The organism is Mucilaginibacter pineti (assembly GCF_900101875.1).
GTDB classification, from domain to species: domain Bacteria; phylum Bacteroidota; class Bacteroidia; order Sphingobacteriales; family Sphingobacteriaceae; genus Mucilaginibacter; species Mucilaginibacter pineti.
Genome location: NZ_FNAI01000012.1, coordinates 160,858 through 186,340, shown reverse-complemented (window position 1 = coordinate 186,340; position 25,483 = coordinate 160,858). Strand labels below are relative to the sequence as shown.

Genomic DNA, 25,483 nt, shown 5'->3' with positions numbered 1-25,483 from the left:
TATAATAATATATAATACAACATTTATGGAAACCAAGGAAAAAGTGAAAGGTGAAGCAGCAAAAGAATCGCATGACCCCAAAGCCCTAAAGCAGGAAAAACAACCTGTTTCAAAGGCCGCTGTCAGGCCTAAAAGGAAACCACTTTTATAATATTTTGCCGCCCCGAAAATGCCGCCCCGACAGCTCTGGACGGCATTTTTGTTTTATCGCGTTTCGGGTAATATTAGTCAATATCAACCCGCATTTCCACCATGTGTTTTACAAAACCAGCTTTTTCGTAAGCTTTTATAGCAGGTTCGTTATCATTATAAACCTGCAGCCTTATTTCGGTTAAACCTTGCTTACGCGACCATTGTTTTAACGCTTCAACGATCAATTGATTAACGCCCCTGCCCCGGTATTGCGGCAGCACGTACATAAAGCCAAGGTACGCGTATGTGGCATATTTAAAATAAGGTTTGGGACTTTCCATAATGCGGGCATATCCGCAGCCGGCTAGTATATCATCAACTTCAGCCACCAAAAATTCAATATCCGGCGAGGTGATAAACTCTTCCAGATCATAATATTTTATGGCCGAATCAATAAGCGTGCTATCAAATGGCCGTTCGGCGCTTATTACACCTTGTTCAAATTGCAGCAGCGTGGGGATATCGTTTAAAGTGGCTTGTCTTATCAGCATAATTGAATTATTATTAAATGGTAAAATGCTCGCAGTGTTGCAGAAAATCGTCATTGGCATCGGCGCCAATTCCCGGGTTATCGTTTATATTTAACTTGTAACCGTCATAAGTTACGCCGCCCACACATGGATCGGCCAGGTGACCCAGCATACAGGTATCCATATCGTAAAAATGAATATTTGGACTGGCGTACACAAAGTGCAGTTTAGCACTAAGCGCTATCCGGCTTTCCAGCATCCCCCCCATCATACAGGCAATTCCCTTGGATGCAGCTACATCATGAATTTGCTTAGCCTCATATATCCCGCCCGATTTAGACATTTTTATGTTGATATAATGGCACGAGCCACTATCAATCTGCCTGCGGGCATCATGGTGGTTATATACACTTTCATCGGCCATGATTTTTACCGGCGATAGCTGCATTAACTGCGGCAGCAGATCATCATACCAGGTGCGCATGGGTTGTTCACAAAATTCGATATGGTAGGGTGCCAGGCTTTGTAAGGCAAAAACTGCGTCATCAAAGCTCCAGCCCTGGTTGGCATCAACCCTTATCCTAATTCCGTCGCCAACTGCTTCGCGAATCTGCTTGATGCGTTCCACGTCGTCTATGGCATTTTTACCCAGCTTTACCTTAAGGATATTGGCACCCGAAGCCTTAAAATCCAGCGCCTTCAAAGCCATAGTTGCAGGTCCGGCTATCCCGATGGTAATATCAGATTCTACCGCACGCCTTTCACCGCCTAAAAATTGATATAGCGGCAAACCTGCATTTTTGGCGGCTATATCATAAAGTGCCATATCAAAAGCGCTTTTTATAGTGGTATTGCCCGCAGTAAAACTATGTAATTGCTGTAACCGTACCGCGATATCCAATGCATCCTGCCCTATCCAAAGCCTGGCAAATTCGCGGGCCATAACAAGGCAGGTATCCTGTGTTTCGCCCGTAATGACGGGGAAAGCCGAACATTCACCAACGCCATAAATCCCCCCATCGGTGTGCACCCTAATGAAAACGTTTTGCGCATGATCCATAGTCCCGGTTGCAATGGTAAAAGGTTCCATGGGTATGCTGAAGCGGTAAATATCGGTATGGGTAATAATCATGAGGTTGATACTATTTTACATTCTTTCCTAAAGTAACATTTTAAGCTAATTGTTTGCACATTAATACTATTACATTATATTTGCGTTACTACAATACAGTAACAATTCAATTTTAGCCTCATTAGCCCTCAATTACACAGGGAAATTTGCCTGGCTAACTTAAAACTTTCTTAACAACAACAATTACATGGCTCAAGAAAACACGCCTGCAAATTTTGATTATAATTCAACCAGGAATAAACTTATCCTGTCGGAATATGGCCGCAACGTACAAAATATGGTTAAATATATTGTAGCGTTGCCAACTAAAGAAGAACGTAACCGCTACGCACAAGTAGTGATTGATTTAATGGGATTTTTAAACCCGCACCTGCGCGATGTTGCCGATTTTAAGCACAAGCTTTGGGATCACCTGCATATTATATCTGACTACCAGATAGATGTAGATTCGCCATATCCAAAACCATCACCAGAACAGATCCATCTGAAACCTGCACCACTGAAATATCCGCATCAGCGTATAAAATACAAGCACTATGGTAAAACTATTGAACTGATGATTGAAAAGGCGAAAGCCATTGAAGATCCTGAGCGCAAACGCCACATGGTACAGTCTGTAGCCAATTTTATGAAAATGGCCTATGTACAATGGAATAAAGATTCTGTTACCGACGAAAGTATTCTTTCTGATCTGTACGCTTTATCTGGCGGCACCTTAAAATTAGAGGAAAACGTTAACCTTGCCCGTGTTGAATTCAGGCCGAATAACTATCCGGCACAAAACACTAACAACAACAACCGTGGCCGTACCAATAACAATCAAAACAATAACCGTGGCGGCGGAGGTGGCGGTAGTCGTACCCAAAACAATAATAACCCACGCAACAACAACAATCAAAACAACCGTAACCGCAACAATAATGGCGGTGCCAAAAAATATTAATATAACCTGTTAACAAGCAATTATAAAAACAAGAAAGGCCGATGCATATATGTATCGGCCTTTCTTGTTATATAGAATTTATTTCACCGTGATCTGGTTGCTGAACAGCGATATTTTATCCGCCCCCTGCGTGCCCCGCGAAGCTGTAATTTCAAGGGTGGTAGTGCCGCTTCCCTTTGCGGTAAACTTCCAGGTATCATTACCAGCATCGCCAACCGCGTTGGTGGTGCTATTTTGATGTGTATGGCTTACCAACGTTAATACCGATGTTTTATATAGAGGATCATTTACCTGGTATCCGCCATCGCCTGGGTTGCCTAATGTTAATGAAATAGTTTCGCCCATGCTAACAGATGCTGTACTTCCCGCATCAGCTATGGTCAGTTGTTTAACAACCTCTGTTTTTTTGTCTTTATGGCAAGCTGTTACTGCTAAACACGCAATAATGCATATACTATTGTACAATAACTTCATGATCAGTTTGGTTTAATTGGTTTATAAAAGTAAGCGCTATTTATTAAATAGCCACACATTGTGTAATGACGTTGCCTTGATGCGAAACGCTACAGTTGGTTTTAAGTTAATGATGAACCAACTACACACAGAACAATACTAATGAACCGCCTACCGATTAAACTAATGAGCCAATGAACCAACAAACAGTCAGGAAATTTTATAATCTTTGCTATGTACAATGAACAATGATCTATCAATTATAAACTCCTATGACTAACGCATTTGTGATAAACGGCGGGAAACCGCTAAAGGGCGAGATTACTCCGCAGGGAGCAAAAAACGAAGCTTTACAGGTGATCTCGGCAGTATTACTAACCGAGCAGAAGGTTACCATCAGCAATATACCGGATATAAAAGATGTAAATAAACTGATTGAGCTATTAGGCGATATGGGCGTAATAGTTGAAAAAACTGCCAGCGATACCTATACGTTTATAGCCAAAGATATCGATCAGGATTTTTTCCAGTCAGAATCGTTTAAAACAAAGGGCGGCGGTTTACGTGGCTCTATTATGATAGTTGGTCCGCTTTTGGCGCGTTTTGGCAAAGCATCTATTCCAAAGCCAGGTGGCGATAAAATTGGTCGCAGGCGTTTGGATACCCACTTTTTAGGTTTCGAGAAACTGGGTGCCCGCTTTGATTACAACCCCGAGGATGGCTTTTTTAACGTTGATGCATCAAACTTAAAAGGAACTTACATTCTGCTTGATGAAGCATCGGTTACAGGCACGGCCAATATTGTAATGGCAGCGGTACTGGCCAAAGGCACTACCACAATTTACAACGCAGCTTGCGAACCCTACTTACAACAGCTTTGTAAAATGCTTAACCGCATGGGCGCAAAGATCAGCGGCATAGGCTCAAACCTGTTGACCATTGAAGGCGTTACCGTACTTGGCGGCACCGACCACCGTTTACTGCCCGACATGATAGAAATTGGCTCGTTCATTGGCCTGGCAGCGATGACTGGTTCTGAGATTACTATTAAAGATGTAAAATATCCCGAGCTGGGAATGATACCAGATGTGTTTAAACGCCTGGGTATAAAACTGGAACTGCGTGGCGACGATATTTATATCCCGGCACAGGATCATTACGAAATAGAAACTTTCATCGATGGTTCCATCATGACCATTTCCGATGCGCCGTGGCCAGGCTTTACGCCCGACCTGCTGAGCATTGTATTGGTTGTTGCCATACAGGCCAAAGGAGCAGTGCTTATTCACCAAAAAATGTTCGAGAGCCGTTTATTCTTTGTAGATAAACTGTTGGATATGGGCGCACAGATCATCCTTTGCGATCCGCACCGTGCTACCGTTATTGGTTTAGACAAACAGGTACAACTTCGCGGAATTTCCATGACTTCGCCGGATATCCGCGCCGGGGTTTCATTACTGATAGCGGCACTATCTGCACAAGGAAAATCTACCATCTATAACATTGAGCAAATTGAACGCGGCTATCAAAACATCGACACCCGCCTGAAAGCATTGGGTGCCGATATTACGAGGATATAAACTTTTTGCCGAAAGCTTAAAGCAAAAAGCCGAAGACTCGTTACGTTGAGATATGTAATGACTTTTAGCTTTTTGCCTAAAGCTTTCGGCTTTTTAATATATTTTTTTAGCTTTAAGCCCTAAGTATTTGGCTTTCTGCTCAATCAAACAGCTTTAAGTTTTCTGCTTTAAGCCTTTAGCTCCAATAAAACCAATGCCATACAAAAACCGAAAGTCAACTTATGTTTATTTCATACTGATTTTTGTATTCGTAAAGGTTATATTAAACTTATTTGCTATTGGCCATTTCGGTTTCCACCGCGATGAGTTTTTACATTTAATATTGGCCGATCACCTGGATTGGGGCTATAAAGAAGTACCACCCTTTATAGCTGTTGTGGCTAAGATCTCTGTCACCTTATTTGGGAACTCAGTTTTTGCAGCACGTATTTTCCCAACCATTTTCAGCGGATTGATCATCTGGTTCACGGGTTTAATCACCGTTGAATTTGGCGGTAAAAAATTTGCTATTACGCTGGCTTGCCTGGCTCTTATATTTTCACCTGCGTTTGCGGCAAGCGGTTATCTTTTTCAGCCCGTGGTATTTGATCAGTTTTGGTGGCTGATATCCGTTTGGCTGCTCATCAAATACCTTAATACCACCGATGTACGCTACCTTTACTGGCTTGGCGCCGCAGTTGGTTTTGGTATGCTTACCAAGTATACCATGCTGTTTTTTACAGTGGCGCTGCTTATAGGGATCCTTATAAGCAAACAACGCAAACTACTGTTTAGCTGGCACATACTTGGCGCGGCAGCAGTTACGCTGCTGATATGTATGCCTAATTTAATATGGCAAATTAACCATCATTTCCCGGTAGTTACGCATATGAAAACATTGCGTAAAGAACAGCTGGATTATATTACACCCGGTGAGTTTATAAAACAGCAACTTATGGTGCACGGCATCGCGTTGTTTGTATGGCTTAACGGGTTGGCTTTTCTTATTTTTTCTTTCAGACTGCGCAATTTTCAGTTTCTGGCAATTGCTTATGTGCTCATATTCCTATTTTTATTAGAGATGGACGGCAAAAATTACTACCTGTTTGGCGCCTACCCTATGCTGTTTGCAGCTGGTGGATTCGGTTTTGAGCGATTACTAAAAACAAGTGGTTATGCCTTGCGTACGGTGGCAATAGCGCTTTTTACCTTGCCAAACCTGGTTTTATTCCCCATGATATTGCCGGTGTTATCACTCAACCAAACACTTGGTTTCTTCCGCTTTGCCCACAAAAACATTTCTTTTTTTGATTTTGTGGTAACCTGGGAAGATCATAAAACACACCCCACCACCCAGGATTATGCCGATATGTTTGGCTGGGACGAAATGGCAAAAAAAGTGGGCGAAGCCTACCACAACCTCGCCCCCGACCAGCAAAAACAAACTATAATTTATGCCGATAACTACGGCGAAGCCGGGGCGCTGCACCACTATCGCAAACAGTTCAACTACCCCGATGTGATATCACTCAACAGCAGCTTTACACTATGGGCACCTGATAGCCTGAACTGTAAATACATGATCTATGTGGACGATAACGACGGCGAAAACATCCGCCAGTTTGTAGCCGGAAAAATGATAGGCTCATATCAAAAATTAGGCGAAGTACAACATTATCTCTCCCGAGAAAAAGGTACGGGAATTTATCTACTGATAGATATTAAGCAGCCGCTTAAAGAACGGTATAGCAAGGAGTTAGCGAAGAAACGGTTGGAGTAAAGTATTGTCAACATCTATTTAATCTCGCTTAACGAGTATTTCGTTTTAAAATTCGAGGTCATTATTCCCGATGAAACCATTGTTCCTAACCCTTCATAAGTTACCCACTTCCCCTTTTCAATCGAAAATACCGCTAAAGCCTGAAAAGTCATTCTCATGGTTGTTTTTATAGGGCCTTGGCTAACTGGTGAAATAAAATCACCATTTATATACTCGGCTATATCATATTTAAGCGTAACCAAATGCTCTCCTCCTTTATTCTCGATTTTTAATGCTGTAACCACATTCTTTTTCGATGAACTATCACATTTAAAATTTTGGTCGGCTGTTAATAAATTGACACTTAGCGACCAGGTATCGCCTTGCTTTATACTTCTGCCAGGCAATTCAAAGAACATAGCAAGGATATTTTTTTGATCTGCTTTTGTATAAAAACTTTCAATAGTACCATTTTCAGATATTTTACCGCGCAACATCACCCCACCATTCATTTTATTGAGTATTTGTAGCATTTCATTTGATTTGCTATTTGTGTCGCTTTTTGATTCATCAGCTTTAGCGGTCGTCGTAACATCAATTAAGCCTTTGCTCTTTTCGGATAGTTGAGTAATTAAATTAGACCGGTTTGTTATTGATTTTAGCTGGTCCAAAATTTTCTGAGCATCAGCCGCATTTATCGCAGAATCCATTCCTAAAGACTTCATAAAGCCAGTTATATTAAACCCGTTTTGATTTGCCGTATCAATTTGTTCCATTACAGTTTTATAGCTCAGAACTTCATTGGGCTTTAACTTCCACTTTAGGAGAACCGAATTGTTATTTTGAGGAAAAGCTGATTTGCAAATCGTTGCAAAAACACAAACAAGTATAATTTTAATACCGCGCATATAAGGTTAAGGACTTAATAGAATCAAAGCTAATAAAAAAGGTGTTACGCTCACAAGCATAACACCTTTTACTTTTAACCTTTATCCTTTCGCCTCTAAGCAGATATCGCGTTTATAATATCGTACTGGGTAATGATTTCAATCTTACCTTCATCCTCCACAAGTACCGCTATGTTGTCTTTATTTATCATGGCAGAGATCCTGTCGATAGAAGTATTCAGATCAACAAAGGGGAATGGTGCAGTGGTGATGTTTTTAATAGGCTGCGATTTGATAGATGGATTCTCGATCAGCGAATCAAGGATATCACTTTCTGTGATCTTACCTATCACCATACCTTTTTGCGTAACCGGAATCTGTGAGATATTGAGCGACTTTATGGTATTAATAGCCTCCAATACAGATTTTTCGCAATCTATGGTAATAATTTCCTGGTTCTCTTTTTTGCTGATGATGTCAGCGGCGGTAAGCTTGCCGTCTTTCAGGAAACCACGATCGCGCAGCCAGTCGTCGTTGTACATTTTGCCCAGGTAGCGCGTACCATGATCGGGGAAAATGATCACTACTACGTCGCCTTCTTTAAACCTATCCTTCATTTGCAAGGTACCTGCCACTGCCGATCCTGTTGAATTACCGGCGAAGATCCCTTCTTTCCGTGCTATCTCGCGGGTCATTAATGCCGCGTCTTTATCTGTTACCTTCTCAAAATGGTCTATCAGACTAAAATCAACGTTTTTCGGCAGGAAATCTTCGCCAATACCTTCAGTAATGTACGGGTAGATCTCGTTTTTGTCCATGATACCCGTTTCCTTATATTTCTTAAACACCGAGCCATAAGTATCAATGCCCAGCACCTGTATGTTTGGATTTTGTTCTTTAAGGTAACGCGCAGTGCCAGATATAGTACCGCCGGTGCCCACCCCTACTACCAGGTGTGTGATCTTACCTTCGGTTTGCTCCCAAATTTCGGGCCCGGTTTGCTCATAATGCGCCTGCGAGTTACTCAGGTTATCGTACTGGTTTGGCTTCCATGAGTTAGGTACCTCGCGCTCCAAACGCGATGATACTGAATAATACGACCGTGGGTCTTCCGGCTCTACATTGGTTGGGCAAACAATTACCTCGGCGCCAAAGGCACGCAGGGCATCAAATTTTTCTTTTGATTGTTTGTCGGTACTCGTAAAAATACATTTGTAACCTTTTATAACCGCCGCTATGGCAAGCCCCATCCCGGTATTGCCAGATGTACCCTCAATGATAGTACCGCCTGGTTTAAGCTTGCCGCTTTTTTCGGCATCCTCAATCATTTTAAGAGCCATACGATCCTTTATAGAATTGCCGGGATTAGTGGTTTCTATTTTGGCTAAAACCGTTGCAGGAATATCCTTGGTTACTTTATTTAACTTAACCAGCGGCGTGTGCCCAATGGTTTCTAATATATTATTGTACCACATATTTTAAATATCTACCAATCCGGTATACTTAGCCGGATTTATTTTCAAAAATAGGTTTATAAAGTGAAAATCCCTTTATGGAATTTTAAATAGATGTGCATCTTATATAAAAGTACAGCACAAACATTTATATTTAACCAAAGGCATATCAACCAAATCTACACCTTACTATGCAATCTACCTTAAAAAAAGCCTTATTAACTTGCCTGCTTTTATGGGCCGCCAATTACACCTTTGCCCAAAAAGCGTTAACCAATAGCCGCTACCAAAGTTATTATACCTACATCTACAAGATCACTACCGAAGATGTAGCCCGGCTTTACAAATTCCCCAATAAACCGCTCGATGAAAAAACCCTCCACAACCCGGTTGATTCGTTTAAAACCGATAAATATTGGGAAAACACTTTGCCCGCAGGCAATTATTTAAAAGTATTTGCTAACAAAAACCAACTCAGCTATTCGCTTATAGAAAACCACACGGCATTTATAAAACTGCTGCATAATGATTACGACCAGCGTTTTATTTTTTTAGATAAGCAGGGCAATACCATTAACAACGGCAAGGTGTATTTTAACGGTAAGCCTGTTTTATACGATGAAAAAAGCGCCACCTACCATGTTAAAAGCACAAAAAAAATAAACGTAGTGCAAATTGAGTATGCCGGTATCAGCAATTTTTTTAACGTTAAGCAAAATGAAAACTATGGCCTCTATAACAATAATAACAACCGCAGCTGGTTGCAATCAGTATGGGCATCAATAAAAGGGATCTTTAAAGAGGACAAACAGCACCGTCGTTACAAATACAAGCCAGGTCCTTACACCGGCTTTATGGTTTTTAATAAGCCTAAGTACAAGCCCAATGATACCGTAAAGTTTAAGGCTTATATATTAAACCAGCAATCTAAAAAGCCAATAGCTCAAAAAAGTCTGTTAGTAAAACTAAGGGAGGGCTATGGCAAAGATCTTAAGCTTATTGGTACGGTAAATAGCTACCGCGACGGAGGTTTTGAATACAGCTTTGTATTACGCGACAGTCTTGATCTTTCGCTTGATGAGGGGTATACCATTCTGTTGGTTGATCCCAATGCTAAAAAAACAGCCAAAGCAGATAATGAAAATGACAGCCAACCCTCGTTAATGAGCGGCGTGTTCAGGTATGAGGAATATGAATTAAAATCGACCAGTTTTAATATGCGGCTGGATAAAAAAGAACACTGGCGCGGCAATCCGCTGGCTGCCTATTTTAAAGCGACGGATGAAAACGACCTGCCCTCGCCCGATGGCCGTGTTACCTTAACATTAACCAAAAGTGGATCCAACCGTTATGCTAACAACTACACCTTTGTGCCTGATACGTTATGGGTGCATAAGTTTGCCCTTGAGCCGGTTGGCGAAACCAAAGTGATCATCCCCGATTCCATTTTCCCGGCAGCCAACGTAGATTATAATATTAATGCGGAATTTTTAAATTCAGAAAATGAATCGCGCAGCAAGGGCGAATATGTAAATTTCAGTAACAAAAAGTTCAATGTAACCACACAGTTAATTGGTGATACCTTAAAGGCAAGTTACCAGGAGTTAGGAAAAGATACCAAAGCCACAGCCTTTATAAGTGCTTTAAGCGCCGATAACGACACCATATCAAAGGTAAAGGTCACCCTGCCATCAAAAACCATCATTAACCCGGCTGCTGCTTCATACAATATTAAAACCGACAACACCGATACCGACATTGAACTTAAAGATTTCCAGGGTGATGTTTCCATTGCGGGTGGGCGCAATGGCGATTCGATATCTGTAAAGGTTAACAATCCTCGTAACCTGCATTTGTGGTATTCGGTTTTTGTAGGGGATAAATTAATTGATGAGGGTGAGGGCAGCGATATAGCCTACAAAAAAACTTATACCGGGACCAAAGTGGTAAGCTTTTGGGTAAACTACATCTGGTCCGGTGAAAGCAAAACCGAACACACTAATATAGTTGAACGCAAGGATATGCTTACCATTAACGTGAAGCAGCCGCTTTCTGTTTATCCCGGTCAGCAGGTAAAAACGGATATTGTTGTTACGGATGTTGCAGGCAAACCTGTTGCTAATGCCGATTTAACCGCCTGGGCAATCACACGTAAATTTGATTATTATCAAGCGCCACCTCCGCCCTACCTGGGGCGTAATTACATATTTCGTAAATCAAAAACTCCTTACGAAAGCGACAAAGTAAATGCTGATGGGAATTTAAAGCTCAAGTGGAACCGCTGGAGCAGGGATATGGGGCTGGATAGTATAAAATATTACCAGTTTACCCATCCAAAAACGATGTACAGCATTGAGGAACCGGGCATTGATACTGTTACACAAATTGCCCCATTTATAGTAAAGGACGGCGATATTGTGCCGGTGCATATCCTGTATATTGATGAAAAGCCGGTATATTTTAGTCAGGCCCAGCAATTGCAGCGGTATAGCTTTAAGGTATCGCCGGGTAAGCATATGCTCAGGTTCAGGACAAGCCACCTGAACATTAAGCTGGATAGCGTTATTGTTAAACCATCAAAAAAACTGATCATTAGTTTGAATGCCGATGCCTTTGCAGCCACCAAACAATCAGATACGCTTGACACTTATGAGGCCGACCTGATCAACAATTACATGATAACGGTGATTGATAACTTCGATCAAAAAATGGCAATGGTAAGGCAGGATGACCGCTTGTTTTTCCTTAATCCCTCGCCAATGGACAACTACAACTATCGTCGACAGATACTTACAGGCCCAATATCCGACAGAAACACTTACTTAGAGGTGCAGAACGAAGTACCAAGACAATTTGTGGCCGATGCCGGTTACAGTTTTCTTTTTGAGCCTGGCCTGCTAAAACAAAAAAGCATAGCCACAAAATATCCTTTTAATACCAGGTTATCTACCGCGCCGGGAGCAACTGATTATACCCAATATTTTTTAACCCAACATGATGCCGATAATGTGTGGGAGCATAACATGGAAAACCGCAGCCATAATATGCCGCTTTTCATCAACGACCCAATTACCGAAAAAGAAACCGGCCAGCTGAATATAGAAAGGGAGATCCATAAAACAGAGGACAATGAGCTTATAAAAAACGTTATCATTTACAGCGATAACAATCCCGATTTTATAAGGATATACTCCGGCAATACAACCGATTTTGGACAGCTGGCAACAGGTAAATACCGCCTTTTCTTTTTGTTGCATAATGATGCTTATTACATTGCCGAAAACATTGTTATAAAACCCAATGGGGTTAACAATTATAAACTGAACATTTTGCCTGTACATGCCAAAGATTCTGTAAGCATCAAAATCAGCAATGTGATCAACAACCGCACCGGCATCCGGAAATACAGTGACCGTGATATTGAAAATGATGCCCTGAAATTAAAAGAGGCATTTAATGAGCGTTACCTGAATACGGACAGCTATAAAACATTAATAACGGGTCAGGTAGTTGAAAAAAGTAGTAAACTGGCTTTGGCTGGCGTATCCGTAAAAATAAAAGGCACAACACAGGGTACACAAACCAACGCACAGGGAAATTTTTCTATTAATGTGCCTGCAAATGGCAAATTAATATTCTCCTTTATTGGCTATCAGAGTCAGGAGATAGCGATTAAGTCGGGCGACAAAGTTTATATAGTGCTCGAAGAAAGCCAAAAATCCTTGAATGAAGTGGCAGTTATTGGATATGGCTCGGTAAGAAAAAGAGAGATGACCGGCTCCGTATCTGTTATTACCGATGCGCCTGTAGCTAATATTGAACAGTTGCTGCAGGGTAAGGTTTCCGGGTTAATTGCCGGAGCACCGGGCTTCAGGGGCACTGTACAGATCAGGGGAATATCTTCAATCTCGGGATTGGAATCAAAAGTCCTTTACATAATTGACGGAAATATAGCGGCAGGTATGGATACCATTAATCCTGCTGACATTTTAAGTATAAATGTCCTTAAAGATGCTGCTGCGGTTGCCTTATATGGGGTACAGGCAAAAAATGGCGCTATAATTATAACCACCAAAAAAGGCAACAATGTACCTCAGGATGCAGCCACACAACAATCCAATGGCGAACCCACTTTACGCAAAAACTTTTCTGATTACGCCTACTGGCAACCAAAACTACTTACCGATGCACAGGGACATGCCAGCTTTACCGCAACCTACCCAGATGATATTACTAACTGGCGAACCTTTGTGACCGGTATTACTGATCATCAGCAAACAGGTTTTATTGAGAACCAGGTAAAATCGTACAAACCCATAAGCGCCAACTTTATAGCCCCGCAATTTGCCGTTGCGGGCGATGAGCTTAATTTAATAGGCAAAGTACTTAACTACAACGCGCAGCCGGTAAACGTTAACAGAACTTTTACTTATAACGGTAAACTGCTTAAACAAGGCGCCCTTGATGTAAAAAACTCCCTTATTGATACCTTAAATATTACTGCCGATGCTACCGACAGCCTTACCTTTGAATACAGCATAAAGGGCGATAAAGGCTACAGCGATGGTGAACGCCGAAAGATCCCGGTGATGGAGCAGGGTGTAAAGGAAACCAAAGGGATATTTGAAGCCCTGAACAATGATACCACTGTTTCCCTGAAGTTTGACCCCGCGTTAGGTCCGGTTACTTTTAGGGCCGAGGCTTCGGTATTGCCTGCCCTTGCAGAGGAAGCCCGCAAACTTAGAGAATACAAATACCTATGTAACGAGCAGTTGGCATCAAAGCTGATAGGATTGCTCAACGAACGGCGGATCAAAAAATTCCTGGGCGAGCCATTTAAGTACGGCAAAAACATTACCGAGGTTATTAAAAAACTACAGGACAACCGCAAAAGCACCGGCACCTGGGGCTGGTGGAAAGATACCGAAGAAGAACTATGGATAAGTCTGCATGCTGTAAACGCCCTGCTGGATGCCCAACAGAATGGTTATCAAATTCAGCTGGATAATAAAAAACTAACTGACTACCTGGTTTATCAATTGGAGAGCTACAAGGGCGCCGATAAACTCACCTGCCTGGAGCTGTTGCATAAACTGGATGCCAAGGTTGACTATGCTAAATATGCAGAGGCGATAACAAAAGAAAATGCCGCCATTAAATCAAAAACCGGCTATCCCCCTACCGGCTATGATAAGTTAAGGCTGATGTTACTTAAACAGCAAACCGGCGTTTCAATTAAAATTGACAGTCTGCTGTCCTCTCAGCACCATACCATGTTTGGCAATATTTATTGGGGCGAGGATAGTTATCGCTTTTTTGACAATTCCATCCAGTTAAGTGCCTTGGCTTACCAGATATTAAAAGAAGAAGGTAAACACACAAACCTGCTTGCCAAAATAAGGGGCTATTTTTTAGAACAGCGCAGCCATGGCGAGTGGCGCAATACCTACGAGTCGGCTTTAATATTGAATACCATTTTGCCCGATATGCTGGTTAACGGTGAGCAGGTAAAACCGGTTTCGATAACAATTAAAGGTTCAAAAACCGAAATTATAAGCCAGTTCCCTTACACGGCTACCCTTACTGATAAAGAGCTAAGCATCAGCAAAACCGGCACCTTACCTGCTTACATAACCGGCTATCAGCAATTCTGGAACGCCAAGCCCGAAAAGATAAACAAGGATTTTACCGTAAACACCTCGTTTGAGAAACAAAGCAAAACCATAACCCAACTAAAGGGCGGTGAAGCCGTTGAATTAAAAGCTGAAGTAACCGCCAAAGGCGATGCCGATTTTGTAATGGTAGAGATCCCTATCCCGGCAGGCTGCAGCTATGAAAGTAAGGAACAATCATGGACCAACAACGAGGTACACCGCGAATATTTTAAGGAGAAAGTAAGCATCTTTTGCCGCAAACTTAAACAGGGCAAATACACTTTCATCATTAAACTAATGCCGCGCTATGACGGCAAATACACCCTAAACCCTGCAAAGGCCGAAATGATGTATTTCCCCGTATTTTATGGGCGGGAAGGAATGAAGAAGGTGGTTATTGGTTCGGTGATTCATTAGTGCGGTCTTTGTCAATTTATTACCACCTTGTTATTCTGAGCGTAGCGAAGAATCTAATCGCCGACATGCAAAGCGTATAATAGATTCTTCGCTACGCTCAGAATGACAAGTTATGCGTAAAGAGCCTGTCACCCTTGTCGAAGGGTCGCGCGTAGAGGCCTTTGCCCGCTATGCTTCGACAGGCTCAGCATGACAGCCTTTTTTTTATACTTTGCCATGTCATTTCAACCTTCAGAGGCCACGGATTTTAAAATTCAGAATGACAGAACCAATATTGAACCAATGAACCATAAACAAATAAACTAATTAAAACTTCAGATGCTTAACCGTTAAACCGTTATTGATCAACTGTTTTAATGATTCAATACCTATACGCAGGTGCGTTTCTACATATTGTTCGGTTACTGTCGAATCGCTTTCGGCAGTTTTTACGCCCTCGGGAACCATTGGCTGGTCTGATACTAAGAGCAATGCCCCTGTAGGGATCTTGTTGGCAAAACCGGTTGTGAATATAGTTGCTGTTTCCATATCTACAGCCATGGCACGCAGATCTTTCAAGTATTTTTTGAATACTTTATCGTGTTCCCAAACGCGACGGTTAGTGGTGTAACAAGTACCTGTCCAATAATCGCGGGCAAAATCACGTATGGTGGTTGATATAGCTTTTTGCAGTGCAAATGAGGGTAATGCGGGCACTTCTGGCGGCAGGTAATCGTTTGATGTACCTTCGCCCCTGATGGCGGCTATAGGCAGTATCAGATCGCCGACATTGTTTTTACGTTTAAGGCCGCCGCATTTACCTAAAAATATTACCGCTTTAGGGTGAATAGCCGTAAGCAAGTCCATTACCGTAGCTGCTACCGAGCTGCCCATACCAAAGTTAATAATGGTAATACCATTAGCTGTAACGCTTTGCATGGGTTTCTCAAGCCCCATAATTGGCGCATCATCATTCCATTGCGAAAACAGCTGAATGTATTTAGAAAAATTGGTAAGTATAATGTATTCGCCAAATGCTTCCAGTGGCCGGCCGGTATAACGGGGCAGCCAGTTGGCCACAATAGCATCTTTAGTTTTTAAACCCGATTTTATGGGCGAGTGCACCTCTTTTACTACCGGTGCAGCAGTAGGGTCTTTTTTAACATTCAATTCTTCGTTCATAGTTCTATTTTTTATGCTTTTAATCTCCAAAGGCAGCCTTAAAAAAGACTGCCTGTTAAAAATTTCTGCTTATACAACAAACCCCGGCGTTGCACCAGGGTCTGCATTTACTTTAATAAAAATAGCTATTTAAATTTTGTCAAATGTTAAGCTACCTTTAATTTTTTCAGATCCGATTTTTCAAACTTTTCGTGTGCGTAATCCAAGGTTACATGCAAGCGTTTAACATCTTTTTTAGATGGAAACTCAAACATGGCATCTATCATAATTGCCTCACATATTGATCTTAAACCCCTTGCACCCAGTTTAAATTCCATTGCCTTATCAACAATAAACTCCAGCACTTCATCTTCAAAATCAAGCTTTACGTTTTCGTAATCAAACAGTTTTTTGTACTGTTTAAGTAACGAATTTTTAGGCTCGGTTAGTATATTACGCAATGCTTCCCTATCAAGTGGGTTAAGGTAAGTTAGGATTGGCAAACGACCGATAAGCTCGGGTATCAATCCAAATGATTTCAGATCCTGCGGGGTGATGTACTTGTACAGATTTTTCATATCTATCTCGCCATCATCACGCTTAAGCTTATATCCTACTGTTTGTGTACGCAGACGGTTGGCTATCTTACGGTCGATACCATCAAAGGCACCACCGCATATAAACAATATGTTGCTGGTATTAACAGTGATCATTTTTTGATCGGGGTGCTTACGGCCTCCCTGCGGCGGTACATTAACCATTGTACCTTCCAGTATTTTTAACAATGCCTGCTGTACGCCTTCGCCAGATACATCACGGGTGATGGAAGCGTTATCGCTTTTGCGGGCAATTTTATCAACTTCATCAATATAAACAATGCCTTTTTCGGCAAGGGTCACATCGTAATCGGCAGATTGCAGTAAGCGGGTAAGTATGCTTTCCACATCCTCACCTACGTAACCAGCCTCGGTTAATACCGTGGCATCGCAAATACAAAACGGAACGTTTAATATTTTAGCCAGCGTTTTTGCCAGCAGGGTCTTACCTGTACCGGTTTCGCCAACCATAATAATGTTTGATTTTTCAATCTCCACATCATCCTTATCAACGCGTTGGTTTAAACGCTTGTAGTGATTATATACAGCTACCGCGAGAATCTTTTTAGCATCATCCTGCCCAATTACATACTGATCCAGGTGGCTTTTGATCTCTGCCGGCTTAAGCAATGCTGGCGCCAATGGCGACGACTTTACTTTACGTACCTTTAACTCCTCAGCCAATATCTCATTAGCCTGGTTCACGCATTTATCGCAAATATGCGCGTCAAGACCTGCTATTAACATCAGGGAATCCTGTTTGCCGGCGCCACAAAATGAACACCTGATTTCCTTACTGCTTTTATTCATCTGATTTGTTTGTTAATCAAAATTAGTCATTTGAAGCGAGAAAACAAAGTTTCATAGTCCGTAAGACGGAAAAGTCAGTGAAGTCCGAAAGTAAAAAAATCACTTTGGGATTCCACTGATTTATTTTTCTTTCGGACTTTCCGGACTAAAAACTTCCGGACTTTTAAACTTATTTCCCTTTGCTTCCTTTTAAAATCTCATCCACCATTCCAAATTCTTTGGCTTCTTCTGCAATCATCCAGTAATCACGATCTGATGCATCCCAAACTTTCTGGAACGGCGCACCGCTATGATCTGCAATGATCTGGTACAGTTCTTTCTTCAATTTAGTGATCTCATGGTAAGAGATCTCAATATCAGATTGCTGGCCTTGTGCACCGCCGGATGGCTGGTGGATCATTACCCTTGCATGCGGCAATATTGCCCTTTTACCTTCGGTACCTGCGCATAATAGCACTGCTGCCATTGATGCCGCCATACCTGTACAAATTGTTGCAACGTCATTTGAAATGAATTGCATGGTATCATAAATTCCCAAACCTGCATAAACAGAACCGCCTGGTGAATTAATGTAGATCTGAATATCGCGTTTTGCATCGGCAGACTGCAGGAAAAGCAATTGAGCCTGAATAATGTTTGCAATATTTTCATAAATCGCATCGCCAAGGAAAATGATACGGTCCATCATCAGACGCGAGAATACGTCCATCTGGGCCACGTTTAACTGGCGCTCTTCAATAATATAAGGCGTCATACCGGTTGGCTGGTAAATACCGGTTGGCTGGCTGGCCCTATCAACACCAGCAATATATTTATCTACGTAGATACTGTTAATACGGTGATGTTTAACAGCGTATTTTCTGAATTCGTTCTTATCGATGTTACTACTCATGGTTTTTGTTTGTTATTTTTTAGGATCGCGGTTTTTATGTCGCAATAAATATAGTTTTTAGTTGAATACAATTTTTAAAAGATAGTTTTTATAAAGTAAAAATTATTTTGTGGTGAAGAGAGTCGGGAAGACCGGAAGTCGGATAGTCCGAAAGATATCGATTGTTACTTAGCATAACACCTGATACTCTTTTTTAAAACCTGCTGTCTTTCCGTACTTACGGACTTTTCAGACTTCCGGACTAAAAAACACCCTTATACACCAAAAGCAACCTTGTGAGTTGCTTTTGGTGATATATATACTTTAAAAAGTAGCTTATTTCTCGGTAACCAATTTACTGAATTCAGTGAAAAGGATATCTTTTTTATCTAAAGTGATAACACCTTTAATAAAATCAAACACCTTTAATGCTTTCACTTCTTCAAATATTTTGTTAGCATTCTCTTTGTTTTGCAGGTATTGTACAGTGTACTGGGCCAACTGATCTTCTGGGATCGGTTGCGGGCTGTACATCCTGAATTGCTGATCTAAACGTTGTTTTGCTACTGAAAAAACCTCATCGTATTTAATTTCGATGCTGTTATCACGGATCACTTTGTTTTCAATCAAAGTCCATTTAAGGTTTTGAGCAAAATCATTGTAACCGCCTTCCAGTTCTTCGTCGGTCAGTTTTTCGTTAGTAACCTTTAACCAGCGTTTTAAAAATTCGTCAGGTAAATTAAACTGAACTTTGTTGATGCTCATTTTGTAGATGTCATCCTGCAATTTGCGTTCAGAATCCTGCACCATCATTGTTTCCAGCTCTTCGGTAATTTTAGCTGTAAATTCCGCTTCGGTTGTTACTACACCTTCACCAAATAATTTGTCAAAGAACTCCTGATTTAAATCACCTTCTTCTAAACGGTTAACGTTTTTAACAGTTAGCTGAAAGTTCGATTTTAAACCGGCCGCTTCATCTTCTTCAATTTTTAATAAGCCAGCAACCTTGGGCGCATCGTTATCAAAAGCTTTCTGAATATCAAACGTCAGTACATCACCTTTTTTTACACCGATAAGGGAAGCTTTAATAGCTTCGTCCTTGATCTGATCTAATCTGATAGATGCTGTATTGCTTATACCGTCCTCAAAAACACTACCATCCGGAGAAAGTTGAACTAATTCTGAATAAAGCACGTCATCATCTGCCGATACGTCAGGATTTGTCATTTTGCCATAGCTCTTACGTATGTTTTTAATACGTGAGGCCAGCGTTTCGTCATCAACTTTAATTACATACTCGGTAAGGGTATCTTTTGATGAAAAATCGATACTGAAATCAGGCGCTAGGCCAAGTTCATAATTGAACTCGAAATTATCGTTAAAATCCCAGTTATATTCTTTGCTATCATCTACCTTTGGTAAAGGCTGACCCAATACTTCCAGTTTCTCTTCGTCGATATATTTGCTTAATGTATCTGATAAAAGGTTATTGATCTCATCAACCAAAATACTTTTACCGTACATTCTTTTTATATGTGATGCTGGCACCATTCCCGCGCGGAAGCCTGGCAACTTAGCTTTTTTTGCATTTTCCTTAATGGCTTTCTCAACACGTGGCTGATAATCTTCAGGGTTTATGTTAATTTTAACAACCGCATTCAGGGCATCTACTTTTTCCTGTGTAATATTCATCTTTTTACCGGGTAATTTTAATTTAATCTTTTTGAAACGTTACCGGAAGGTTAACTCCGGCTACACAAATTTCGAGGCGCAAAAGTATGAATTTATTTTGAATTTAATGCCCGTTGGCCGCCCGCTTCAAATTTTACAAATTGATGTTTCACCGGCTTAAGAGTTTTAAGGTAAGCATATATAGCTTCCAGATCGGTAACCTTCATACCACCGTATTTGTACCAGGGCATAATGGTTTGATATTCGCCGGGTTTTACGGCAACGGGCTTGTAATTACTATCTGCATATTGGGTAAATCGCTTCACAAACATGTCCTTAGTCCAGCTGCCTATGCCGGTTTCTTTGTCGGGCGTTATATTGGCCGAGCGTATTTTACCACCGCCGGGAAGACCATACTCCTGTCCGCCTGCATACTCCAAACCTGGTAAAAACGCCCCCTTATCGGCCGGACTATGACATTCTTTACAGGCCGAAATAGTGATCATGTATTCGCCATACTTAACCGTATCTGCAGAGCTTGGCACCGTGCCCAGTGTTGCCTTTTTCGGCATGGTATGTACCAGTATATTCAGCGGGAAATTAAGCGTATGCCCGGGATAAGTACCCGGCTGCGGTTTAAGCGTACGCAGGTAGGCAATAATGGAATAAACATCCTCCCGACTCATTTTTGAATAATATGGCCAGGGCATTATAGGAAATATAGCCGAGCCATCCTTTTTCACACCGGTGGTTATCGCACGGAAGAGTTCGCCGTCTGTATAGTTTTTTAAGTTGGTTGGCGTAATATTGGGCACGTAAACCTCGCCGGGGAAACCTACGTTATCGCCAAACTTTTCGCCCCCTGCCCCTATTATGTTTTGGTTAATGGGCGCTGCAAACTTTGTCCAGTCGCGGGTGGAGTGGCAATCAACGCAAGCGGCCACATTGTTGGCCAGGTATTTACCACGTTCAATACGCAATGGCGTGGCTTCTACCGTAATATTTTCCGGTTTGCCAACATTGGGCAGCGCCAGCGTAATATAGGAGATACCTGCAATTACAATTAACACTACAACTATAACTAAGTAAGCTGTGTACTTTAAAAACTTTTTCATGATAAGGTTAGGTTATTGGGTTTAAGTTAGGGCATCATCAGTCTACCTTGGTAATTTTTGATGCGCCTGTTTTATCGTTATTTATTGTTGATGGCGAACCTTTGTATTCAATTTCGGTTGCACCACTTGAACGTACATTCAGTGTTTTTAATACGTTGATCTTGCAGTGACTAACGCCCGATGTGCTGATGGTGTAATCGCCTACTACAAAATCAAAGGCATTTATTTTGGCGACCCCACTTGTTGCGATAGTATTTGATGCCGCTTGTCCGGTTAAATTTTGTTCGCTGGCACCGCTTATATTAGTGGTAACCCTTGCCGCATTAATATCCAGGTTAAGGTTGGTAGCTCCCGACAGATCAAAGTTGATATCACCCGTGTTTATCTTACCTGTAGACGAAACAACCGCTGCGCCCGATGATTTAATTTCACTGAGATTTTTGATACCTATATTAATAACAATACTATCGGCGTTGCACATATTCTTTTTGGCCTTAATATATAAGCGACCACCCGATACCGAGGTGCTGATGTATTTAAGCAGGTTATCATCGCCATTAATGGTGATGGTTAAAGAGCTATCCTGCTTTAAATGAATTTTATAGGCCTCGCCCGAAATATCAATTTTATTAAATTCTGTTGCTTTGCGGGTTTCGGTGATCTTGTTACCCGATGCGTGTGCGCACCTTACCCTGCATGCCGAAAATATATTAACCGATGCGCAGATAACTATTGCTGCTATGCCTAAACCTAATTTTTTCATGGTGTTTGTTTTGTGAAACGCTTGCTGTTAAATGCAAGTTACACCAAAAATAAAAAAAGCTACCGCATTGTGCGATAGCTTCTTTCAGAATATATGATGGACTTTTGCAAAAGTTGAATTATAAGCCTGCCAGCTCGTCGTTTTCTTTTATTACGGCAGTGCCATTTGTAAGCTTGTCTGTGTAATTGGTTGCTACAAATTTGTTGCTGTTTACACTTGATTGAGCATTGTGGTTAAGGTTGTATTGGGTTGCAGTACCGCTAAGCTCAATTTTTGCATGATCGGTAACGTTAATGTTAGCGTTGTAAGCATCAAGGTTAAGATTAGCTGTAGCATTGTTGTGCAGGTTAACATCCAAATCAATGATTGATAAGTTACCGAATGATTTTACTTCGGAGTTATCATAAGCGGTGATAGCGCGCAAATCGTTAGCTGTAACCCATACTACCAGTTTTTCGGCTTTGTATGAAGTGATGCGCAATACACCTTTTTGGTTTTGAACCAGGGCGCTTTCGCCATAGTAACGGTTGTAAACTTTAACCTGGTCTGTTTGACCGGCAGAAACATAAAGTTGCACGTTACCACGGATCTCGATTTTGTTGATGCCTTTTACATCATTTAAAACGGTTGCCACAACGGCTGCATTGTTATTATTTGTAGTTGCGAATGTTGAGTTTGTTAAGCCACCTACTAAAACTATTGAAGTGATGATGGTAAATAATGTTGATTTCATGATATTAATATTTTGATTGTCAATTAATTGTATTCCCTATTTTTTAAATACACTGATAAGACGCCCCCGTTTTTAAAACGTTACAGCAGTTTTGGGTAAATTAGATGTACACCCCTATTTCATCGGCGAACAGCGTGTTTATATCGGTGAATACCGTAATTATTTTTTGAGAAGAAAGGCAAAATTATAGGTGAACAGCCATTTGAGTTGTCATTGAAGACTATTCACTTTTAGAATACCAGCTTTAACAGCATGGGCACAACTATAATACCTACCGTTATTAACGCGTAGTTACGATAAAGCCTGCCTTTACTATCAGTATAAATGCGAAGCAGGTTTTGGTATCGGTTGTTATTAAAAATAAGCAGGTAATTTAATATAACAAAGAATACAAAGAATATAAGCGCGCCACCCAAAAAAGTATTAATAGCCCGAAAACCGGAGATATTTAATGATAACACTATAGGTGTACTGCCATTACTTATCCAACGGATTATAAAAAGAAGAGTTAGCAAATTGAGCCCTTGCAATACAGAGATTGGGATGATGGTAAGCAGCTTCCAGCTGCCGCTTTCGCTTTTTGATTTTTTTTGTATTACAATGGCATCAATCCATATCCTATAATAAGTGCGCAGCATATCCTTTTTTTAGTTATTACATTATCAATAACCTTTGATAGCGGGATAGGTTTTCATTTTTTAATTGGTGGGATTACAATAAATGTTTTATTCAAATTATTAATATCAATTTGAATAAAATGAATTAAAACAAAAATCAACAGAATTACTTATTTCATTGACTATCAATTTCCTTATCGCTATTTGAATAATCATCAATTATCTACCAGCATTAATTGTTATGCACCAAAATTTACAAAATTATAAGGTTGAAAATGTTGCCGTAAACATAAGGCATGCGCGTGAAGCATTATTTTATACCCAGGAGTACCTGGCGGCAAAACTAAAGATCTCGCAAAACAGCTACAGCAAAATTGAACTGGGTTATGTTAAGCTCTCGCTCGATAGATTTTTAAAGATCTGCCAGATCCTGGATCTTGAACCATCCAACCTGCTAAAAGGAGAAACGGCCGATGCGGCTTAAGCACCTATATTAATAAGATGCTGATGGTGAAACTAAACGCCTGCTAAACCTTCGTATTTATTTCAATAGTAAATACATTCACAAGACATAATATTCAAATAACATAATATATAATTTACATTATTGTAAGTTTTTATGCCAATATTTGCGGTATTATTAACATTTTTAAAATCACCCTAAATTTTATCAGTAACAATGAGATCAATTAAATCACTAATCCTGCTATCATTCGTATTTGGTGTTGTAACCTTAAATTCATGTAAAAAGGATAAGAAGGATGAGGACAATACCCCTTTGGCTACAATTTCGGCAAGTGTAGATGGTACCGCTACAAATTTTAATACCGGTGCTATAGCAGCTCAAGTAAGTATAAATGGTGCTAACTTTACCAGTTTAGAAGGTACCGCCGAAAACAAAACCAGCATGTCAATTATTATAAGCGGCACACCTGTAGCCGGAAAAACATATTCAAACGGCGCCAGCAACGACGAGGACAAACCGCTTTTAGCCTATTTTGTAAGCGACGATGAACGCTATTTTAGCGACGACAACGACCAAACTAACCCAGCAAGTTTAACCATCACCTCAGTAACTTCAACTACAGTTAAGGGTACATTTAAAGGCAATCTGGTTTACCTAACGGGAGCTAATGGCACTACAAAAAAGAAAGCTATCACTAACGGAAAATTCAACCTTACGCTTACGAAACAATAATATAAGCGATTTACATATTTAAATAATCAAATGGAGTTAACGCAAAAGCATTAGCTCCATTTTATTATTACCTAACACTTGCAGCGATAACGTTCACTATTGTCACTAAACAAAAAAAGCCACCCGAAGGTGGCTCTTGATATATAGGGTATTTGACAATTGCTTGATTATAAACCGGCGTACTCTGCTGTTTTAGCCCTGTCGCTCACGGCATCGTTTTCACGGTCGGTAACGGTAAGGTTGGTTCTGTTTAAGCTTGAAGCCATGCTGCGGGTAACATTGTACTGGGCTACATCACCGCTCAGGTTGGCTTTTGCGCGGTCATTCATGGTAATGTGGGTAGCAAAAGCATCAAGGTTAAGGTTAGCAGATGCGTTATTGTACAATTTCACGTCCAGATCGATGCTTGAAAGCTTACCGAATGATTTAACATCGGCGTTATCATAAGCAGTGATAGATGAAAGTTCGTTTACAGTAACCCATACTACCAATTTTTCGGTTTTGTATGATGAGATGCGTAACACACCTTTTTGTGACTGAACCAATGCGCTTTCGGCATAGTAGCGATTGTAAACCTTCACTTGGTCGGCAGGGCCATTTGAAATGTAAAGTTCAACGTTTCCGTAAACCTCAATTTTATTGATTTTGGTGATGTCTGTTAAAACGATGCCTTTAGCATTATTATCTATAGTTGCGTAGGTTGAAGTTGAGATGCCAAGTACTATAACAATTACAGTGAAGATGGCGATTAGGTTAGTTTTCATGATATTAATATTTTGATTGTCAGTTGATTAATTTATTGTTGTTTTTAAATACACACATATGACGATCTCAATTAATAAACGTTACAGCCGTTTTGGGGGTATTAGTTGTACGGCGGTTTTTAGTCGGTAAAGGGGATATTTTTCCCGGTGAAATGAGGAATAAATTTTGTGCCAAGAGCGGGGATTGAGGTGCTGGGATCGGGCTGCGAGAGCGAGTTACAGGGTTAGATGCGGATACTTAATACCAATAAATAAGCCGGTTTGCTTTTACAAACCGGCTTAAAT

General features: G+C 40.9%; 21 protein-coding genes. 7 read left to right on the top strand and 14 right to left on the bottom strand.

All coding sequences use genetic code 11. From position 1 onward, the window contains the following. The first annotated feature begins 25 nt into the window (after positions 1 to 25). Entirely contained in the window at positions 26 to 151 is a 126-nt protein-coding gene (locus BLS59_RS32570; protein ID WP_262492973.1) for a hypothetical protein, read from the top strand. Between the two features lie 73 nt (positions 152 to 224). Here the strand turns inward: BLS59_RS32570 and BLS59_RS22975 are convergent, their stop codons facing one another. Then, positions 225 to 683 (bottom strand): GNAT family N-acetyltransferase, encoded by a 459-nt coding sequence (locus BLS59_RS22975; protein ID WP_205411337.1) that lies wholly within the window; start codon positions 681 to 683, stop codon positions 225 to 227. Between the two features lie 13 nt (positions 684 to 696). Further along, positions 697 to 1,794: a mandelate racemase/muconate lactonizing enzyme family protein gene (locus BLS59_RS22970; protein WP_091152984.1), complete on the bottom strand. Its 1,098-nt coding sequence runs from the start codon at positions 1,792 to 1,794 to the stop codon at positions 697 to 699. A 187-nt stretch (positions 1,795 to 1,981) separates the two neighbouring features. Between BLS59_RS22970 and BLS59_RS22965 the strand changes: the two genes are divergently transcribed. Continuing rightward, positions 1,982 to 2,737, top strand: a complete 756-nt coding sequence (locus tag BLS59_RS22965; RefSeq protein ID WP_091152982.1) for a DUF4290 domain-containing protein — start codon at positions 1,982 to 1,984, stop codon at positions 2,735 to 2,737. A gap of 78 nt (positions 2,738 to 2,815) precedes the next feature. Here the strand turns inward: BLS59_RS22965 and BLS59_RS22960 are convergent, their stop codons facing one another. After that, positions 2,816 to 3,211, bottom strand: coding sequence for a protease inhibitor I42 family protein (locus BLS59_RS22960; RefSeq protein ID WP_091152980.1), 396 nt, complete (start codon positions 3,209 to 3,211; stop codon positions 2,816 to 2,818). Positions 3,212 to 3,462: 251 nt separating this feature from the next. Here BLS59_RS22960 and murA point away from each other — a divergent pair, with 251 nt between their 5' ends. Then, on the top strand, positions 3,463 to 4,770 hold the full coding sequence (murA, locus tag BLS59_RS22955) for a UDP-N-acetylglucosamine 1-carboxyvinyltransferase (RefSeq protein ID WP_091152978.1): 1,308 nt from the start codon (positions 3,463 to 3,465) through the stop codon (positions 4,768 to 4,770). 193 nt (positions 4,771 to 4,963) lie between these two features. Next, a complete protein-coding gene (locus tag BLS59_RS22950; RefSeq protein ID WP_091152976.1) occupies positions 4,964 to 6,529 on the top strand; it encodes an ArnT family glycosyltransferase in 1,566 nt (521 codons plus the stop codon). A gap of 14 nt (positions 6,530 to 6,543) precedes the next feature. Here BLS59_RS22950 and BLS59_RS22945 read toward each other — a convergent pair whose 3' ends face one another. After that, complete coding sequence (locus BLS59_RS22945; RefSeq protein WP_091152974.1) at positions 6,544 to 7,416, bottom strand: hypothetical protein; 873 nt, start codon at positions 7,414 to 7,416, stop codon at positions 6,544 to 6,546. Between the two features lie 95 nt (positions 7,417 to 7,511). After that, positions 7,512 to 8,870 carry a pyridoxal-phosphate dependent enzyme gene (locus BLS59_RS22940; RefSeq protein ID WP_091152973.1) on the bottom strand — a complete coding sequence of 453 codons (1,359 nt, stop codon included), beginning with the start codon at positions 8,868 to 8,870 and terminating at the stop codon, positions 7,512 to 7,514. Positions 8,871 to 9,040: 170 nt separating this feature from the next. Between BLS59_RS22940 and BLS59_RS22935 the strand changes: the two genes are divergently transcribed. After that, complete coding sequence (locus BLS59_RS22935; RefSeq protein ID WP_091152970.1) at positions 9,041 to 14,920, top strand: carboxypeptidase-like regulatory domain-containing protein; 5,880 nt, start codon at positions 9,041 to 9,043, stop codon at positions 14,918 to 14,920. A gap of 306 nt (positions 14,921 to 15,226) precedes the next feature. Here the strand turns inward: BLS59_RS22935 and BLS59_RS22930 are convergent, their stop codons facing one another. The 8 genes from BLS59_RS22930 to BLS59_RS22895 all read right to left on the bottom strand — a co-directional run bounded on the left by BLS59_RS22930 (position 15,227) and on the right by BLS59_RS22895 (position 23,257). After that, positions 15,227 to 16,081, bottom strand: a complete 855-nt coding sequence (locus tag BLS59_RS22930) for an AMP nucleosidase (protein ID WP_091152968.1) — start codon at positions 16,079 to 16,081, stop codon at positions 15,227 to 15,229. A gap of 146 nt (positions 16,082 to 16,227) precedes the next feature. Continuing rightward, positions 16,228 to 17,466: an ATP-dependent Clp protease ATP-binding subunit ClpX gene (gene clpX, locus BLS59_RS22925; protein WP_091152966.1), complete on the bottom strand. Its 1,239-nt coding sequence runs from the start codon at positions 17,464 to 17,466 to the stop codon at positions 16,228 to 16,230. A gap of 169 nt (positions 17,467 to 17,635) precedes the next feature. Beyond that, positions 17,636 to 18,358 (bottom strand): ATP-dependent Clp protease proteolytic subunit, encoded by a 723-nt coding sequence (locus tag BLS59_RS22920; protein ID WP_091152964.1) that lies wholly within the window; start codon positions 18,356 to 18,358, stop codon positions 17,636 to 17,638. Between the two features lie 315 nt (positions 18,359 to 18,673). Continuing rightward, positions 18,674 to 20,029, bottom strand: coding sequence for a trigger factor (gene tig, locus BLS59_RS22915; protein WP_091152962.1), 1,356 nt, complete (start codon positions 20,027 to 20,029; stop codon positions 18,674 to 18,676). A 92-nt stretch (positions 20,030 to 20,121) separates the two neighbouring features. After that, entirely contained in the window at positions 20,122 to 21,123 is a 1,002-nt protein-coding gene (locus BLS59_RS22910) for a c-type cytochrome (protein WP_091152961.1), read from the bottom strand. A gap of 37 nt (positions 21,124 to 21,160) precedes the next feature. Beyond that, a complete protein-coding gene (locus BLS59_RS22905) occupies positions 21,161 to 21,886 on the bottom strand; it encodes a head GIN domain-containing protein (protein WP_091152959.1) in 726 nt (241 codons plus the stop codon). 118 nt (positions 21,887 to 22,004) lie between these two features. Then, the gene (locus tag BLS59_RS22900; protein WP_091152958.1) at positions 22,005 to 22,619 is read right to left on the bottom strand and encodes a GIN domain-containing protein; all 615 of its coding nucleotides are present in this window, start codon (positions 22,617 to 22,619) and stop codon (positions 22,005 to 22,007) included. A 230-nt stretch (positions 22,620 to 22,849) separates the two neighbouring features. Further along, complete coding sequence (locus BLS59_RS22895) at positions 22,850 to 23,257, bottom strand: hypothetical protein (protein ID WP_091152956.1); 408 nt, start codon at positions 23,255 to 23,257, stop codon at positions 22,850 to 22,852. A 220-nt stretch (positions 23,258 to 23,477) separates the two neighbouring features. Here BLS59_RS22895 and BLS59_RS22890 point away from each other — a divergent pair, with 220 nt between their 5' ends. Then, positions 23,478 to 23,720 carry a helix-turn-helix domain-containing protein gene (locus tag BLS59_RS22890; RefSeq protein WP_091152953.1) on the top strand — a complete coding sequence of 81 codons (243 nt, stop codon included), beginning with the start codon at positions 23,478 to 23,480 and terminating at the stop codon, positions 23,718 to 23,720. Between the two features lie 195 nt (positions 23,721 to 23,915). After that, complete coding sequence (locus BLS59_RS22885) at positions 23,916 to 24,434, top strand: hypothetical protein (RefSeq protein ID WP_091152951.1); 519 nt, start codon at positions 23,916 to 23,918, stop codon at positions 24,432 to 24,434. A 167-nt stretch (positions 24,435 to 24,601) separates the two neighbouring features. On the opposite strand, the gene BLS59_RS22880 is transcribed toward BLS59_RS22885, so the two are convergent. Beyond that, positions 24,602 to 25,198 (bottom strand): GIN domain-containing protein, encoded by a 597-nt coding sequence (locus tag BLS59_RS22880; protein WP_091152949.1) that lies wholly within the window; start codon positions 25,196 to 25,198, stop codon positions 24,602 to 24,604. Positions 25,199 to 25,483 lie beyond the last annotated feature (285 nt).